Below are 16089 nucleotides of genomic sequence, written 5' to 3'. Positions count from 1 at the left end.
GTCGCCGGAAAGACAGCCGGCTGTCGGGTCGCAGTCGACGGCGGGTCAGTGGGGCGGCGTAGGCTTGGCAAGAGTGTTGTTCCCCACAACCCCGCAGTTTGAGGAGTCGCCAAGTGACCCCCGGTCGACCGCCCCGCGTACTCATCGACGCCACCAGCGTCCCCGCCGACCGGGGCGGCGTCGGTCGATACGTTGACGGACTACTCGGCGCCCTCGGCAAGCTCTGTGCATCCGGCGGTGTCGATCTGGCTGTGGTCGGACTGCGCACCGACACCGAGCGCTACGCCCGGATGTTGCCGGCCGCCGAAGTGATCTCCGCGCCGGCCGCGGTGGCCCACCGCCCGGCCCGGCTGGCCTGGGAGCAGACCGGGCTGCCGCTGCTTGCCCAGCAGGTCAACGCGCAGGTGCTGCACTCGCCGTTCTACACCTGCCCGCTGCGGGCCGGTTGTCCGGTGACGGTGACCGTGCACGACGCGACCTTCTTCACCGAGCCGGAGCACTACGACAAGTCCCGGCGGACGTTCTTCCGGAGCGCGATCAAGACCTCGCTCCGCCGGGCCGACCGGGTGATCGTGCCGAGCAAGGCGACCCGGGACGAGCTGATCAGGCTCCTCGACGCCGACCCCACCCGGATCGACGTGGCCTACCACGGCGTCGACCAGGGTGCCTTCCACGCCCCGACCGAGGAGGAGAAGGCCCGGGTACGGGCCCGCCTCGGACTCGGTGGGCACAGCTACGTGGCGTTCCTCGGCTCGAAGGAGCCGCGCAAGAACGTGCCGAACCTGATCCGCGGCTGGGTGGCCGCGGTCCAGCACCGGCCCGACCCGCCGGCCCTCGTCATCGCCGGAGGTCAGGGACACGACGACGAGATCGACCAGGCGGTCGCGGACGTGCCCGCGCACCTGCGGCTGCTCCGCCCCGGTTATCTGCGCTACGCCGACCTGCCCGGGTTCCTGGGCGGTGCGCTGGTCGCGGCCTACCCGTCCTACGGCGAGGGCTTCGGCCTGCCGATCCTGGAGGCGATGGCCTGCGCCGCCCCGGTGCTCACCACCCCGCGGTTGTCACTGCCCGAGGTCGGCGGGGACGCGGTCGCGTACACCAGTGAGGATCCGCAGCAGATCGCCACCGATCTCGCCGCGCTGCTCGACGACGAGTCGCGCCGGCTCACCCTCGCGAAGGCGGGACTCGACCGGGCGAAGGAGTTCACCTGGGAGTCGAGCGCCGAGGTGCACGTCGCGGCCTGGAGTCGGGTCCGTGGCTGAGCGGCGCGCGGCCAGGGGCGCGGCAACCCTTCGTCCGGCGGTACCGACATCCGGCATGATGTGTTGATGTTTTTCGCCGTCATTCCGGCCGGTGGTAGCGGCACCCGCCTGTGGCCCCTGTCCCGCGCCGGACACCCCAAGTTCCTCCACCCGCTCACCGGCACCGACGCGTCACTGCTCCAGGCGACGGTCGAGCGGGTCGCCCCGTTGGCTTCCGCTGACCGGACGATGGTGGTGACCGGGGTGGCGCACGTGACCGCGGTCGCCCGCCAGTTGGCCGGACTCCCCGAGGAGAACATCCTCGTCGAGCCCTCGCCGAGGGACTCCTGCGCGGCGATCGCCCTGGCCGCGGCGGTGATCGCGGTACGCGAGCCGGACGCGGTGATGGGATCGTTCGCGGCCGACCACCTGATCGTCGACCCGGACCGTTGGGTGGAGACGGTCCGACAGGCGATCGTCGGCGCGGAGCAGGGCCTGCTGATGACGGTCGGCATCACCCCGACCCGCGCCGAGACTGGCTACGGCTACCTCCAGTGCGGCCCGCTGATCGACGGTGGCCCGCTGCGTCGGGTGGAGGAGTTCAAGGAGAAGCCGGCGGCCGACATCGCGGAGGCGTACGTCCGCTCCGGCCGCTACCTCTGGAACGCCAGCATGTTCGTCTGGCGGGTGGACGTCTTCATGGCCGAGTTGGCCCGTCAGCAGCCGGAACTGCACGCCGGCGTGACCGCGATCGCGGCGGCGTGGCACACCCCGGAGCGGGAGGACGTGCTCGGCACGGTCTGGCCCACCCTCACCAAGATCTCGGTCGACTACGCGGTGATGGAGGGGGCGGCCGAGGCGGGGCGGGTGGCGACCGTACCGGGCGACTTCGGCTGGAACGACATCGGCGACTTCCACACCCTGGGTGAGGTGCTGCCGGCCGACTCCTCGGGCAACGTGGTGCTCGGTGGCGAGGGCACGGAGAAGCCCGGGGCCCTGCTCTGGGACACGGCCAACCTGGTGGTGGTGCCGTACTCGAACCGGCTCGTCGCCGCGCTCGGCGTACGGGACCTGATCGTGGTCGACACGCCCGACGCGTTGATGATCTGCCCCCGGGACCGGGCCCAGGACGTGAAGAAACTCGTCGACGAGCTGAAGTCGCGGGGCGAAGAGGGCTACGTCTGAGTCGGCCGGGGGCGGGACAGCGGTCCGTACCCTGATCGACATGACCGCAGCGGTACCAACCGTGGACCTTGTCGTCGCCGGCAACGAGGCCAGTGACCTGCTCGCCGTACGCGCGCCCGAGGTGCTCGCCGCGTACGGCGCGCGGCGCGCCTTCTGGACGGTGCTCGACGAGGCCCCGATCGACCGCGCTCTGGCCCTGCTGGTCCAGGAGGAGAAGAGCGGCCGGTGGGCGGCGTACCCGGTCGCCGCCGACGCCGGGGTCGAGCAGGGCCGGACCGAGGACGGCGAGGCGCTGGCCCGGTTCGGCGAGTGGATTTACGTGTTCGGCTCCCACTTCGGTTCCAAGGCCGGACCGCTGCGTCCCCGTCGGGCGTTCGTCGCCCGGTTCCGGGAGGCGGACGCCGCCGTCGGACTGCTCCGGTTGCAGGTGGTACGCAACCAGTTCCGGCTGCACCGGGCGGTCAACGACGTCCTGGCCGGGGCGGAGATCACCACGCTCGTCCCGGGCGATCGGGTCCGGCACCGGTTCATCGCCGAGACGGTCGCCCGGGGCACCGCCAGGGCGAAGACCTGGGTGAGTCGGCTCGCCCCGGACGACCTGCCGCTCAACGTGGAAGGAGCGGCGTTCACCCCGGACGGCAACCTGCTGCTCGGGCTCCGGTTTCCGGTCACCGACCGGGGCGAGCCGATCCTGATCGAGCTGTCCGGGCTGGTCGGGATGTTCGAGTCGGGCGGGTGGCCGCACGCCGTCCGGGCGTACGCGCTGACCGGAGTGACCCCGGCCGGCGCGTTGACCGGGTTCCGCGCATTGTCGGCGCAGACCGACGGGTCGTACGCGGCGGTGATCGGTTCCATCGACGCCCTCGGCAAGGGTTCGGTGCTGCTCGACGACCATCCGGCCGGCGGGGACGTCACATCCCGGCACGTACGTTTCCAGCTACCGGCGGAGCCGGACACGACGACGGTGCCGGCCGAACTGGTGGCCGACCTCGCCCCACTGCACAACGTGGAGGGACTGGCCGAGGTGGACGAAGGTCATCTCTACGTGACCGACGAGGACCAGCGGATCGCGCTCTGGTCGGGACTGTCGTCGGGTCGGGACGTCCGGGCGGCACCTCCGCGGATCAATGGCCGCGAAACCTCGTGGTGACCTGCCCGGACGTCCTTACCTCCCCGTGCCCCCGGTAAGACTCGCGTCGCACTGGGCAATGACGAGCATGCCGGGCGGTCACCGCGAGCGTCGAGCTGTTTCAGTTCAGGCTGAAAGACGCAGGTGGATTGAGGCGGGTACAGTGCGACGGGTGCCGGAACGCCCCTTGGCCGCCACCATCGGGAGCACCCTGGATGCTGAGAATCTTCTTCTCCAGTGAGGACATCGCGCGCACCCGGGTCGCCTCCGCGGCCGACCCCGTCTGGGAACTGATCCTGAGCCTGCACCTGTTGCAGGGCCGCACCCACGACCCGGTCATGTCTGGTTGGCGGCGGGACGTCTACCGGGGGCTACGTCGGGAGAACGTCGCCAGCCAGCAGCGGCTTCTGTTCGCGCTCAACCCGCCGCGCGGCTACTTCCCCGACTTTCTCACCCCGACGCAGAGCGCGCAGGGCTTCGACGCCGGGCTCGAAGCCATCCGGTCGACCCCGCCCCGGCTGCTACACCGCGACCTGACCGTGCTCGCCACCGAGAGTGCCCTGCCCAGTTCGGCGTCGGCGTTGGCCCGGGGCGAGTCGGTGGTGCTGGAGCACCTGACCGACTCGATGCGGCAATACCGGTCGGTGGCGCTCGGACCGTACTGGGACCGGGTCGAGGCCGCGGTCGAGGCGGACCGGATTCGCCGCGCCAGGGCGTTGCTCGACGGAGGCGCCGAAGGACTGTTGGCCAGTCTCCGTCCGGCGGTGCGCTGGTCGGCCGGGGTGCTGGAGGTGCTCGACTACCCGGACACGCGGGAACTGCACCTCGGCGACCGGGGGCTGCTGCTGATCCCGTCGTTCTTCTGCTCCCGGACACCGGTGGCGTTGTTCGACCCGGAGTTGCCGCCGGTGCTGGTCTACCCGGTCGACCGGCTCGGTGGACTGGTCCCGGCCCCCGGCGAGGGGACCGGGCCGACTCCGGCGGGCGGCGGCCGGGAGGCGCTCGCCGCGCTGCTCGGCCGTACCCGGGCGCACGTGCTGGAGGTGGTGGACGAGGGTTGCTCCACCGGCGAGGTGGCCCGCCGGCTGCGTATCTCGCCCGCCGCCGCGAGTCAGCACGCCACCGTGCTGCGCAACGCCGGGCTGCTGGTCAGCCAGCGGGACCGGAACAACGTACGGCACACGCTCACGCCACTGGGGCGGGCGATGCTGCACCAGTGACGGGCTGCGGTGGGGCTCAGAGGGCGAGGGTGGCGGTGGTGGTGTCGGTGGCTGCGGACGTCACCGACGAGGGCAGTCCTTCGGCGGCCAGAGCGGCGCGGAGCCGGTGCAGGTCGGCACCGAAGCGGACCAGCGTGGCCGGTGCACCGGTCGCCTCGGGTGGAGCGCAGAGGATCATCGTGGTGGCGTACGCCGGCCACTCCGGGATGCGGGCCGCCAGCTCGGCGCGTACCCCCTGGTCGGTGACGGGGGAGAAGACCGTGCCGGGCGCGACCACGCCGGCCACGGCGGCGATCGCCCGCGCCACCGCGGCCGGATCCGCCACCGGAGCCGGGTCCTGCGTGGTGACCGGGGTCGACTCGGGCAGGGTGGCCGCCGCGCGTAGCCCGCTGGCCCGCGCCTCGGCGGTCCCGAGCGAGAAGAGGTCCAACTCGGCGTCGCGGACCATGGTGGTCGCGCCGGGTCCGTCGTCCGGGCCGACCTCGGTCAGATAACCGCGTACGACCGCCACGGGCACCTGGTCGCACTTGCCCTTGACCAGTTCGCCCGCACCGGCCAGTTCGTCGACCACGGCCATCTGGGTGATGCTGAGTTGGTTGCCGTACGGGTCCACCTCGCCCCGGTGGTCCCGGATCGCGTCCATGCCGGCGACGCCGAGTGCCACGTCGGTGAGTCCGTTGCGCCACGGCCGACCCATGGTGTCGGAGACGATCACCGCCACGTCCACCCCGTGCCGTTCCCGCAGGGCGGCCCGCAACCCGCGCGCGGAGGCGTCCGGATCCTTCGGCAGCAGTACCAGCCGGGCGGCGTCCACGTTGGAGGCGTCGATGCCGGCCGAGGCCATCACGAAGCCGTGGTGGGTCTGCACGATCCGGGTCGGGCCGCGCCGGGCCACCGGTCGGGCCGTCTCGGCGGCGAGGACCTCCTCCCGTGCCGCGTCCCGCTCCGGCCCCTCCGTCGGCGGTACGTCGACCAGCCGTCCCTCCGCCTTCGACACGATCTTGCTGGTGACGACGAGTACGTCGCCGTCGCGCAGCCACGGTGCCGCGGTCGCGATCAGCGCCGCCAGGTCGTCGCCTTCGGTGACGTCGCCGATGCCGAGCACCGGCATGATCTCCAGCTTCATGCCAACTCCAGAGCGGCCCGGACCATCGCCACGGTCGCGGCCTCGTCGGTCATCCAGAGCGGTGCGGCCCGTACGGTCAGGTCCGGCACCGTTGTCCGCGCGTCCGTCGTATCCACCAACCAGCCGTCGAGGATGCCACCGGTGGATCGGGCGCCGTACAGGCCGCCGACCCCGGCGGCGGTGCAGGGCACGTCGAGCACCGCGAGGCAACGGTCGGCCATGCCGCGTACCGGGGCGTCGCCGATGATCGGCGAGACCCCGATCACCGGTGCCCGGCCGGTGGTCAGCGCCTCCCGCAGCCCCGGCACCGCGAGGATCGGGGCGATACTCACCACCGGGTTGCTCGGCGCCACCAGCACCACGTCGGCGCTGGCGAGCGCGTCGAGCACGCCGGCCGCGGGTTTCGCCGCCTCGGCGCCGACGAACACGAACCGATGGGTCGGCACGTCGCCCCGGTACCGCACCCACCACTCCTGGAAGTGGATCGCCCGCTGCCCACCGTCGTCGTCACCCGCCGCCGGCACGTCGACCACCACGTGGGTCTCCAGCCGGTCGTCGGTCGCCGGCAGCAGCCGTACGCCGGGCTGCCAGCGGGCGCAGAGTGCCTCGGTCACCGCCGAGAGCGGGTAACCGGCGTTGAGCATCGTGGTCCGGACCAGGTGGGTGGCGATGTCCTTGTCGCCCAGGCCGAACCAGCTCGGTTCCGCGCCGTACGCGGCGAGTTCGTTCTTGACCGTCCAGGTCTCGCCGACCCGGCCCCAGCCGCGCTCCGGGTCGGCGCCGCCGCCCAGGGTGTACATCACGCTGTCCAGGTCCGGGCAGATCCGTAACCCGTGCATGATCACGTCGTCGCCGACGTTGACCACGGCGGTCACCTCGTCGCCGGTCTCGCGGGCGTACGCCCGTACCCCCGCGAGGAAGCGGGCTCCGCCGATGCCGCCGGTCAGTACCACGATGTGCATGACCTCCATCCTCGCTCACCCCGCGTGCCGAGCCGTCGCGCGGGTTGCCGACTAGGCTCACCTGCGGCAGCCGTCCGCCCAACCGCCCCAGGGGGAGCCTTGACCAGTCAGCCTGGTCCCGCGCCGATCGACTCGGCACGGGTCCGACAGATAACGCAGCCGCTGCGGGAGCCGGCGGCACTGGCGCTGGTCGGCGCCAACGCGCTGCTGCTCTTCGTCGCGGTGATCAACCTGTTCGTGCCACGAGGCGAGGGGGACGAGTTCACCAGCCGGGCCGGCGACAGCTTCGGGGACTTCGTCGGGCTCACCACGATCCTTTTGCCGCTGCTCGCGGTGCTGCTCGCCACGCACGTCCAGCCGGTGGTCGGCCAGGCGAAGCTGATCACCCAGGTCGCACTGGTGGAGTACGCCGTCTCCGCGTTCTTCTGGGTCGTCACCATGCTCGCCTGGCTGGTCGGGACCCTGGCCAGTGCGGAGATCCGGCTGGCGTTCACCGGGCTCCTCGCCCAGATCGCCCTGCTCTCGGTCTTCGCGGTCGCGGCGTACGTGGTCTTCGCGCTCTGGCGGCAGCTCTACTACGTACCCAAGCCGAAACCGCAGCCGGGTTACTACGGTCAGCCCACCTACCCGCAGCAGGGCTACCCGCAGGGCTACCCGGCACAGGGTTACCCGCAGCAGGGGTATCCGCAGGGTTACCCGGTGCCCGGACAGCCGCAGCAGGGGTATCCGCAGGGTTACCCGCAGCAGTCGTACCCGCCGCCGGTTTTCGCCGCACCGGGATACGGCCAGCCGGGCGAGGGGCAGGGCATCCCCGCCCCGGCCTCCGCCCCGCCGGTGTCGGCCCCGCCGGCTGCGGCTCCGGTGTCGGCCCCGCCGGCCGCCACGCCGCAGTCGAACGTGACGCCAACCGTCCCACCGCCGGTCGCTCCGCCGGTTTCCGCCCCGCCGGTCGCTCCGCCGGTTTCCGCCCCGCCGGTCGCCCCGCCGGTCGCCCCGCCGGTCGCCCCGCCGGTCGCCCCGCCGGTCGCCCCGCCGGTCGCCCCGCCGGCTGCCGAGCCGGCCGCTGGCGAGGAGCAGACCCAGGTGATTCGGCAGACCACCGATGAGGGTGCCGACGAGCAGACCCAGTTGATCAACCCGGCCAGTCAGCAGCCGAGCGCCGGTGGGCAGCCCCCGGCGACCCGGATCGCCGACGAGCCGACCCAGCCGTACCAGCGGTGACCGGCGACCGGAGCGGGTGGCCCCGGGGTCGGCCCGCTCCGGTGGCCGTGTCGGCGCGGCGAGCGGGTAAGGCCGCGTCTTAACAAGACCGTGCCCTGCTACGCCGGGCCCAGCCAACCGACCGGACGCGCTGTCGGTTGGCTGGGATACCACACCGGTTCGGGCCAACCTCCGCCTTGCCGGACGACGCCTGGACACCGGCTCGCGACGGGCGAGCCGTGTGAAACGCGGCCCAGGCCCGCTCATTGTGACCGGCACCATGCGATCTTGTCCTGGGCACGGCCTAGGCTGCACAGGTGGCTGATCGCACCGACTCCGGACCGACCGAGGCGAGCCTGCGCCGGGCATTGCGGCGTGCCGCCGACGGCCGGGCCGTGGACACCGACGAGGCGGTCGCGTTGCTCAGCGCCCGCGGCGGGCTACTCGACGAGTTGCTGGCGGTCGCCGGGGCGATCCGGGACGCCGGGCTGCGGGAGGCTGGCCGCCCGGGGGTGGTCACCTTCTCGAAGAAGGTTTTCATCCCGTTGACCCGGCTCTGCCGGGACCGCTGCCACTACTGCACCTTCGCCACCGTGCCGCATCGGCTTCCGGCCGCCTACCTGGACCGTGACGAGGTGTTGGCGATCGCCCGCGAGGGTGCGTCCCAGGGCTGCAAGGAAGCGCTGTTCACGCTCGGCGATCGTCCCGAGGAGCGGTGGCCGGCGGCCCGTCAGTGGTTGGACGAGCGGGGATTCGACTCCACACTCGACTACGTACGCGCGTGCGCGGTGGCGGTGCTGGAGGAGACCGGTCTGTTGCCGCACCTGAACCCCGGGGTGCTCTCCTGGGCCGAGTTGCAGCGACTCAAGCCGGTGGCACCGAGCATGGGCATGATGCTGGAGACGACCGCTACCCGCCTCTGGTCGGAGCCGGGCGGGCCGCACTTCGGCTCGCCCGACAAGGAGCCGGCGGTACGGCTGCGGGTGCTCGACGACGCCGGCCGGGTGGGGGTGCCGTTCACCACCGGCATCCTGATCGGCATCGGGGAGACCCCGGCCGAGCGGGTCGACGCGCTCTTCGCGATCCGGCGCAGCGACCGCGAGTACGGGCACATCCAGGAAGTCATCGTGCAGAACTTCCGCGCCAAGCCGGACACGGCGATGCGCGGCATGCCCGACGCCGAGCTGCACGACCTGGCGGCGACGGTGGCGGTGGCCCGGGTGCTGCTCGGTCCCAGCGCCCGCATCCAGGCGCCGCCGAACCTGATCGCCGGCGAGTTCGAACTGCTGCTGCGAGCGGGCATCGACGACTGGGGCGGGGTGTCGCCGGTGACCCCCGACCACGTCAATCCGGAGCGCCCCTGGCCGCAGATCGACGAGCTGGCCAAGCACTCCGCCGACGCCGGCTTCACCCTGCGTGAGCGGCTCACCATCTACCCCGAGTACGTCCGCCGCGGCGACCCGTGGCTCGATCCCCGGCTCGACCCGCACGTGCGGGCGCTCGCCGAACCGGCGACCGGGCTCGCGGTCGAGTCGGCGGTCCCGGTGGGTCGGCCGTGGCAGGAGCCGGAGGACGCGTTCGTCCCAGGCGGTCGGGTGGACCTGCACGCCACCATCGACACCACCGGCCGGACCGGCGACCGTCGGGGCGACTTCGACAGCGTGTACGGCGACTGGGCGCAGCTCGCCGAGCAGGTCAGCGCGGGCGCGGCAGCATTGGCGCAGGACGGTGCGCCGGTGCCGGCAGCGGGCGCGGCGGAGGGTTCGGCGACCGACGGGAGGGCCGCGACGCCCGTCGGGACCGGGGCGGGTGCCCGGACCCCGGCGGATCTGCTGGCCGGGCTGCGGCTGGCGGCGGACGATCCGGCGGCCCTGTTGGAGCCGCGGCACACCGACGCGGCGATGGCGCTCTTCGCGGCCGATGGTGCGGCGCTGGACGAGTTGTGCCGTCTGGCCGACGACGCCCGCCGCTCGGCCGTCGGCGACGACATCACCTACGTGGTCAACCGCAACATCAACTTCAGCAACGTCTGTTATGTCGGCTGCCGGTTCTGCGCCTTCGCGCAGCGGGAGCGGGACGCGGACGCGTTCCGGCTCTCGGTGGAGCAGGTCGCCGACCGGGCCGAGGAGGCGTGGCGGGCCGGCGCTACCGAGGTCTGCATGCAGGGCGGCATCGACCCGAAGCTGCCGGTCACCGTGTACGCGGACATCGTCCGGGCGGTCAAGGCGCGGGTTCCCGGTATGCACGTGCACGCGTACTCGCCGATGGAGATCGTGACGGCCGCGGCGAAGGCGGGCGTGTCGGTGCGGGAGTGGCTCACCGAGCTGCGCGACGCGGGGCTGGACACCATCCCGGGAACCGCGGCGGAGATCCTCGACGACGACGTGCGCTGGGTGCTCACCAAGGGCAAACTGCCGGCCGCGACCTGGGTCGAGGTGGTGAGCACCGCGCACGAGCTGGGGATCCGGTCGAGCTCCACGATGATGTACGGCCACGTCGACCACCCGGGGCAGTGGCTCGGGCACTTCCGGGTGCTCGCCGGGGTGCAGGACCGTACCGGTGGGTTCACCGAGTTCGTGGCGTTGCCGTTCGTGCACACCAACGCCCCGATCTACCTGGCCGGTATCGCCCGCCCCGGTCCGACCTGGCGGGAGAACCGGGTCGTGCACGCGATGGCCCGGCTGCTGCTGCACGGGCGGATCGACAACATCCAGTGCTCCTGGGTCAAGCTCGGCGACGAGGGCACGGTGGAGATGCTCCGGGGCGGTTGCAACGACCTCGGCGGCACCCTGATGGAGGAGACGATCTCCCGGATGGCCGGCTCCGACAACGGCTCGGCCCGTACGGTGGCGCAGTTGGAGGCGATCGCGTCGGCGGCAGGTCGTCCGGCGCGGCGACGTACCACCGCCTACGGGCACGCCGGCTGATTCGACCGGACGTGCCAGCGGCGCCGTCGGCGGGATCCCCGCCGGTGGCCGTGGCGACGGCTGAACCAGGGGGCTGGGAGCGGGCCGGTCGGCGTACCAGATTCAGGGTTGGATATCCGACAGTTCGCCGGACACGCCGGTCGCCTTGCTGGCGTGTCCGGTCGCGCCACGCCGGATTTCGATAGCAACTCGCCGATGAGGCGTTACTCCTGGCTGGTCTCAATCGGTAGGGCAGGCGGCGACACCGGACGGCTCCGAGAGCCGTCAAGGACGTACCGGGAGGGTGACCCCATTTATCAGGTTCGGCTTGACGACGCACGCATTACACCCGTGTAATTTCGGTGGGGTCGTTCGAACGGAGCGCATCAAACTGCCACCGTACGGACAAAAACACGCCTTCCGCGTGGGGGGTTGCGTCGGCACTGTTGCCGGCGCGCGATCAAGGAGGCATCTGATGGACGGCCGACTCGAGGTGGCCGACCTGCTCGGGAATGCGCCGGAGTGGCAGGAGCGAGCGCTCTGCTCGCAGACTGACCCGGAGGCGTTTTTTCCCGAGAAGGGCGGCTCGACCCGTGAGGCAAAGCGGATCTGCTCGCGCTGCGAGGTCAAGGCCGAATGCCTGGAATACGCGCTCGGGCACGACGAACGGTTCGGCATCTGGGGCGGACTCTCGGAACGGGAGCGCCGCAAGCTCAAGCGCAGGGTTGCCTGACGCACGCCGGCCGGGCGGTGGGGGCCGCCCGGCTCAGGCCAGTTCGTCGGGATCGACCCCGAGCAGGTTCGCCACCTGTTCGATGATCACGTCATGGACCAGGTCGGCCAGGTCCTCCCGGTCCATTGCCCGGAACTCCAGCGGCCGGCGGTAGAGCACGATCCGGGGTGGCACCTCCTGCCGGCCCGGTCGGCCCGGCAGCAGTCGGGCCAGCGGCACCTCGCCGTCCTCCAGCACGTCGGTGTCGTAGACGTTCAGATCCGGCGGCACGTCCTCGACGGCGAACTCCACGCCCGCCAGTTCCTTCGCGAAACGGCGTTCGAGGGTCTCCACGGTGTCGAGCACAAGATCGTCGAAGATCTCGGCCTTGGTACGCGCCAGCGGTACCGTCGCCGGCACCAGCCGACCGCGCAGGCCCCGGCCGTGGCGGTCCCGGCGGGTACGGTGTCCGGGTCCCGGCCGGCGATGGTCCGGACTGGTCATGTGCACAGGGTAGACCCCGGTTGGCCGGATCCCGGAGCGCGGATGGGCCCGTGTCGGCGGGGGCGCCGGGGCGCCGATGGGCTGTTGCCCGAATTGTGGCCAGGACGATCGGCGTGTCGTACCGGCAAGCGGTGTGTTGAAGGCGGTAAGAGAGATACCGTGCCGCCGTGAGGTCACCACGGCGTTGCTCGCGTAACGGCTGCCCCCGTCAGGCCGTCGCCACGCTGACCTATGTCTACAACGAGTCGACTGCCGTGGTTGGTCCGCTGGCCGCCTTCGCCGAGCCGCACACCTACGACCTCTGTGAGCCGCACGCCCGCAGTCTGACCGCCCCTCGGGGCTGGGACGTGGTCCGGCACGAGGGTGAGTTCGAACCGCCGCCGCCCACCACCGACGACCTGGTCGCGCTCGCCGAGGCCGTACGCGAGGCGGCCCGTCCGGTGCAACGGCAGGACGAGATCGACATCGATCTGCCGCCGGGGCAGCAGACCGGTCGTCGCGGTCATCTTCGGGTCATTCCACCCGCTAAATAGACCAACCGGGCATCGCGTCAGGGTGGGCAACACCGTCGGACGCGCTTTACCGCGGTGAAGGGGACATCCCCGGTCGGCTGTCGCGTCGCTCGCCTCCACCGGGACCACGGCGTTTGCCTCCACAGGGGATAGTGCGGGGAGCCGCTGCGCATCGTCATCCGTGGAGTCGACATGGTTGCTGCCTCTGACACGTACTCCGAACTGCTGGACGCCCTCGTCGACGGTGACGCCCGGCCGTTACGCCAATGGCTCGGTGAGCACCTCGTTCCCGCGCCCGGCGAGGGAGTCGAGGCCGACCTGCGACTCCTTGACGGCCTGGCGTTCTGGAACGCCGAGGAGCACGACGGTGACGCGGGGCAGCGGGTGCTCGACGGCGTCGAACGGACCCTCTCCGCCGCGGCGTCGGTGCCGGACGCGACGCCGCTCCTGCTCTTCTACCTCAAGTACCAGTGTGACCAGGCATGGGAAGCCGCCTGGGACGTCGATCTGATCCTGGTCGTGCTCCAGCACGCCCGTCGTCACGGCACGGACCTGGTCGCGGCCGGCCAGATCACGGACCCGGAACCGACCCGGCTCGCCCTGGACCAGCTCGCCGTGCTCGTCAGCGAGATGGGCACGTTCAACGCCGCGTCCTGCGCCAGTCTGGCGGAGTGGGCACGGCTGGCCGCCGAGACAGCCGCGCTCGCCGGTCGGGTCGCCGACGCGGCCGAGGTTGCCGACGCGTCGGCGAGCGCGGCGCACGTCGCGGTCGAGGCCCGCGAGGACGAGAGCTACTACCTCGCGGTGAGCCGGGCCGCGCTCGCGGTGCACGACCATTTCACGTACGGGCGCAGCGATCTCGACGGAGCCGTACGGACACTTCGCCTCGCCGAGGAGAGCCTCCCGGACGACTGCGCACGCAGCGAGCTCCGTGCCCACCGCTACAACCTGGAGGTGCTCGTCGAGGCCGCCGAGCAACCCTGGATCCGGCTCGAACACGCGAAGGTCGTCTACCTGTACCCCTTCGGCCTGTACGAGGAGTCCCGTGCGGGTCGGACCGACCCCGGACCGGACGTCGCGACGCGGGGCGGGGTGACCTTCGCCGAGCGTCTCGTCGCGGTCGCCCGCCGTACGGCGCAGCAGTGGACGGTGGCGGGGTGGTCGGTCGCCGAACACCCGCAGGCCATGGTCGAGCAGGACCTCCTGCTGGACGACATCTGGAAGGGAGACGACCCGCTCGGACGCCAGTACCGTGGAATGGCGGTACGCCTGCCGGACCTGGAGTTCTCCGACGTCGACCGGGTCGACGCCGAGCCGGTGCTGCTCCAGGTCGAGCTGCGCCTCTCCGAGCTGGGCAACCATTACCTGCGGGTGGAGTGCCAGCTCTCGGGCGCCACCCCGCCGCAGGTCTACGCGGCGATGACCCGGGCCGCGCCGGAGTTCGGCGACCTTGTCCAGCTCGGTACGCCGCTGCACCCCGCCGTCGACGCGCGGCCGACGCAGCTCTGGGCCCGGCTGAGCGACTTCGCCGTCGACGTGGTCCGGGACGTCACCGGCCAGCTCGCCGAGCATTCGGGGTTGGCGGTACGCCGCAGTGGCCGGCCGGGGATGTACCACGTGATGCTCTCGGTGGAGCGGGGATCGCTGGTCTCGCCGGTCGGTGCGGAGCCGGTGCCGGTCGCGATCGCGTTGGACGCGGCGACGGCGGTCGGCGCGCAGACCCTCGTGCACCCGGTCCGCAACGGCATCAGTTCGCTTGCCGAGTGGCTGCGGTATCCGGTCGAGGTTGGCGAGCTGCCAAAGGTGGACGCCCCGGGCTTCATCGGGGATCTGCTGCTGCGGACCTGCAACACCACTCTGATGGTCCTGCCCGGCACCCCCGACTACGGGGTGAACGCGGTGCTGGAGTCGGCCGAGTTCGTCGCCACGCTGGAGGGCATGTTCGCGGGTTGGCAGGACCAGATCGCGGACCACTACGACCAGGTGATGGTGCAGCTCGGGGAGATGATCGAGAGGTTGGAGCGGCACGACGCCGCTCCTGATCCGACCGGGGTCGACCCGGCCGAGTACGAGCGCGTCACCCGGGAGCTGGGCGAGATGCAGGCCCGGCTGGAGGCCCAGCAACTGCGGCTGCACCAGTTCGTCATGGCGAGTCGACTCAGCCTGATGTTCGTGACCGCGCCGTCGCTGGTGATGTCACCGGTGGCGCGGTCCACCATCGACCAGCTCCTGGTCGCGGCAAAGTTCGACAGCCTGCGCAGCGACTTCGAGGGCATGATCGACAACGTGCTCGGTGACCGGATCGGCGCGCTGGTCGACGCCTCCGTCCGGCGTCAGCGCGAACGCAACGACGCACGGGCCCGCGCGCAGCAGGAGCGGGATGCCGCTGCCGCGCAAGCCGAGCGGGAGCGGCAGGGGCGACGGGAACGGGCGACCCGACACTGGCAGGACGTGCTGTCGATTGCGACGGCCACGGTCGGTATCTCCGGCCTCATGCAGATCATCCAGGCTGGTTACCAGGTCCAGCGGCTGAGCGCGGCCGGGCTGGTCGCGGTGGTGGTCGTGCTCGCCGTACTGGTGGGTTGGGGGCTGCACCACTTCCAACGGGATACCGTGTCCGGATCACGTCGGCGCCGGACGGGGACCACGGATTCGGTCGGAGGGACACGGAAATGAAGCTGGTAGACCTGACCGCCGGGCCCATGTTGGAGGCGCTGCACCGGGAGGTTCTGGCGACCTCGTTCCCGCCGGACCAGCTCGTCTCCCTGGCAGACCTCCGCAAGCAGATCGAAACCGGACTGGTGGTCGTCACGGCCGCCGTCGACGGCGACGGCCGGGTGCTCGGCGGGGTCGTGGGGGAGTGGTCCCCGACGAGCCGGGTGATGCTGCTCAGTTACCTGGCGGTCGCCGCCGACGCGCGGGGCGGCGGGGTCGGCCGGTTCCTCTACACCGGTGCCGTCGAGAGCTGGCCGGCACGGCACCACCCGTGTCTCGTCCTGGCCGAGGTGGAGAGCCCGGCCGGACACTCCGGCAGCGAGGCGTACGGCGACCCGCTCGCCCGGCTGAGGTTCTACGGCCGGCACGGGGCACGTCTGCTGGAGCTGCCCTACTTCCAGCCGGCGCTCGCCCCGGGGCTGTCGCGGGTGCCCGACCTCCTGCTGTTGGTCCTGCACCTGGACACAGAGTTCCACGGTGCCGGTGGCGCCGACACGGTGGCGGGCGAGCCACTGCGCCAGTTCATGGTCGAGTACTTCGAGTCGACCGAGGGCGCGGTTCCGGACGACCCGACCGCTTCGGCGCTGCTGCACGCCATGGCGGCGCCCGGCGGGGTGCCGCTGCGCCCGGTCGAGCGGCACCGCGAGGTGGAGATGTCGGTACGCGGCTGAGTGGCG

General features: G+C 71.8%; 12 protein-coding genes and 1 pseudogene. 10 read left to right on the top strand and 3 right to left on the bottom strand.

The features are described 5' to 3' along the window. Positions 1 to 113 precede the first annotated feature (113 nt). The 4 genes and pseudogenes from ACIBF5_RS07945 to ACIBF5_RS07930 all read left to right on the top strand — a co-directional run bounded on the left by ACIBF5_RS07945 (position 114) and on the right by ACIBF5_RS07930 (position 4775). Positions 114 to 1262: a glycosyltransferase family 4 protein gene (locus tag ACIBF5_RS07945; RefSeq protein ID WP_396809247.1), complete on the top strand. Its 1149-nt coding sequence runs from the start codon at positions 114 to 116 to the stop codon at positions 1260 to 1262. Positions 1263 to 1328: 66 nt separating this feature from the next. Beyond that, entirely contained in the window at positions 1329 to 2426 is a 1098-nt protein-coding gene (locus ACIBF5_RS07940; RefSeq protein WP_396809245.1) for a mannose-1-phosphate guanylyltransferase, read from the top strand. Between the two features lie 40 nt (positions 2427 to 2466). After that, positions 2467 to 3510 (top strand): annotated as a pseudogene (locus ACIBF5_RS07935) (hypothetical protein); the annotation flags it as partial. A gap of 260 nt (positions 3511 to 3770) precedes the next feature. Further along, positions 3771 to 4775, top strand: coding sequence for a transcriptional regulator (locus ACIBF5_RS07930; RefSeq protein ID WP_396809243.1), 1005 nt, complete (start codon positions 3771 to 3773; stop codon positions 4773 to 4775). Between the two features lie 16 nt (positions 4776 to 4791). Here the strand turns inward: ACIBF5_RS07930 and ACIBF5_RS07925 are convergent, their stop codons facing one another. Continuing rightward, positions 4792 to 5901: a coenzyme F420-0:L-glutamate ligase gene (locus ACIBF5_RS07925; RefSeq protein ID WP_396809241.1), complete on the bottom strand. Its 1110-nt coding sequence runs from the start codon at positions 5899 to 5901 to the stop codon at positions 4792 to 4794. After that, positions 5898 to 6863, bottom strand: coding sequence for a 2-phospho-L-lactate transferase (cofD, locus tag ACIBF5_RS07920; protein WP_396809239.1), 966 nt, complete (start codon positions 6861 to 6863; stop codon positions 5898 to 5900). Before cofD ends, ACIBF5_RS07925 begins: the two co-directional genes overlap by 4 nt. Before the next feature lie 99 nt (positions 6864 to 6962). Between cofD and ACIBF5_RS07915 the strand changes: the two genes are divergently transcribed. The 3 genes from ACIBF5_RS07915 (at position 6963) to ACIBF5_RS07905 (ending at position 11702) form a co-directional block, all read left to right on the top strand. Further along, a complete protein-coding gene (locus ACIBF5_RS07915; RefSeq protein WP_396809237.1) occupies positions 6963 to 8084 on the top strand; it encodes a hypothetical protein in 1122 nt (373 codons plus the stop codon). 296 nt (positions 8085 to 8380) lie between these two features. Then, a complete protein-coding gene (locus ACIBF5_RS07910; protein ID WP_396809235.1) occupies positions 8381 to 10990 on the top strand; it encodes a bifunctional FO biosynthesis protein CofGH in 2610 nt (869 codons plus the stop codon). Positions 10991 to 11444: 454 nt separating this feature from the next. After that, entirely contained in the window at positions 11445 to 11702 is a 258-nt protein-coding gene (locus tag ACIBF5_RS07905; RefSeq protein WP_101367926.1) for a WhiB family transcriptional regulator, read from the top strand. A 33-nt stretch (positions 11703 to 11735) separates the two neighbouring features. On the opposite strand, the gene ACIBF5_RS07900 is transcribed toward ACIBF5_RS07905, so the two are convergent. Beyond that, positions 11736 to 12185, bottom strand: a complete 450-nt coding sequence (locus ACIBF5_RS07900; protein WP_121158613.1) for a metallopeptidase family protein — start codon at positions 12183 to 12185, stop codon at positions 11736 to 11738. 167 nt (positions 12186 to 12352) lie between these two features. Here ACIBF5_RS07900 and ACIBF5_RS07895 point away from each other — a divergent pair, with 167 nt between their 5' ends. From ACIBF5_RS07895 to ACIBF5_RS07885, 3 genes are all read left to right on the top strand, one after another. Then, positions 12353 to 12718 (top strand): DUF3499 domain-containing protein, encoded by a 366-nt coding sequence (locus tag ACIBF5_RS07895; protein WP_121158614.1) that lies wholly within the window; start codon positions 12353 to 12355, stop codon positions 12716 to 12718. 171 nt (positions 12719 to 12889) lie between these two features. Then, positions 12890 to 15373, top strand: coding sequence for a hypothetical protein (locus ACIBF5_RS07890; protein ID WP_396809233.1), 2484 nt, complete (start codon positions 12890 to 12892; stop codon positions 15371 to 15373). Then, complete coding sequence (locus tag ACIBF5_RS07885) at positions 15370 to 16083, top strand: hypothetical protein (RefSeq protein WP_396809231.1); 714 nt, start codon at positions 15370 to 15372, stop codon at positions 16081 to 16083. The genes ACIBF5_RS07890 and ACIBF5_RS07885 overlap by 4 nt, the downstream gene beginning before the upstream one ends. The last annotated feature ends 6 nt before the right edge of the window (positions 16084 to 16089 follow it).

The organism is Micromonospora sp. NPDC050417, from assembly GCF_044458865.1.
Taxonomy (GTDB): Bacteria; Actinomycetota; Actinomycetes; order Mycobacteriales; family Micromonosporaceae; genus Micromonospora_G.
This window is presented reverse-complemented; position numbering and strand designations above follow the sequence as displayed.

Excerpts from the sequence above, each read along its gene's own strand:
- ACIBF5_RS07940 (WP_396809245.1), top strand. The coding sequence starts at position 1,329 with ATGTTTTTCGCCGTCATTCCGGCCGGTGGTAGCGGCACCCGCCTGTGG.
- ACIBF5_RS07930 (WP_396809243.1), top strand. The coding sequence starts at position 3,771 with ATGCTGAGAATCTTCTTCTCCAGTGAGGACATCGCGCGCACCCGGGTC.
- ACIBF5_RS07925 (WP_396809241.1), bottom strand. The coding sequence starts at position 5,901 with ATGAAGCTGGAGATCATGCCGGTGCTCGGCATCGGCGACGTCACCGAA.
- cofD (WP_396809239.1), bottom strand. The coding sequence starts at position 6,863 with ATGCACATCGTGGTACTGACCGGCGGCATCGGCGGAGCCCGCTTCCTC.
- ACIBF5_RS07905 (WP_101367926.1), top strand. The coding sequence starts at position 11,445 with ATGGACGGCCGACTCGAGGTGGCCGACCTGCTCGGGAATGCGCCGGAG.
- ACIBF5_RS07900 (WP_121158613.1), bottom strand. The coding sequence starts at position 12,185 with ATGACCAGTCCGGACCATCGCCGGCCGGGACCCGGACACCGTACCCGC.
- ACIBF5_RS07890 (WP_396809233.1), top strand. The coding sequence starts at position 12,890 with ATGGTTGCTGCCTCTGACACGTACTCCGAACTGCTGGACGCCCTCGTC.
- ACIBF5_RS07885 (WP_396809231.1), top strand. The coding sequence starts at position 15,370 with ATGAAGCTGGTAGACCTGACCGCCGGGCCCATGTTGGAGGCGCTGCAC.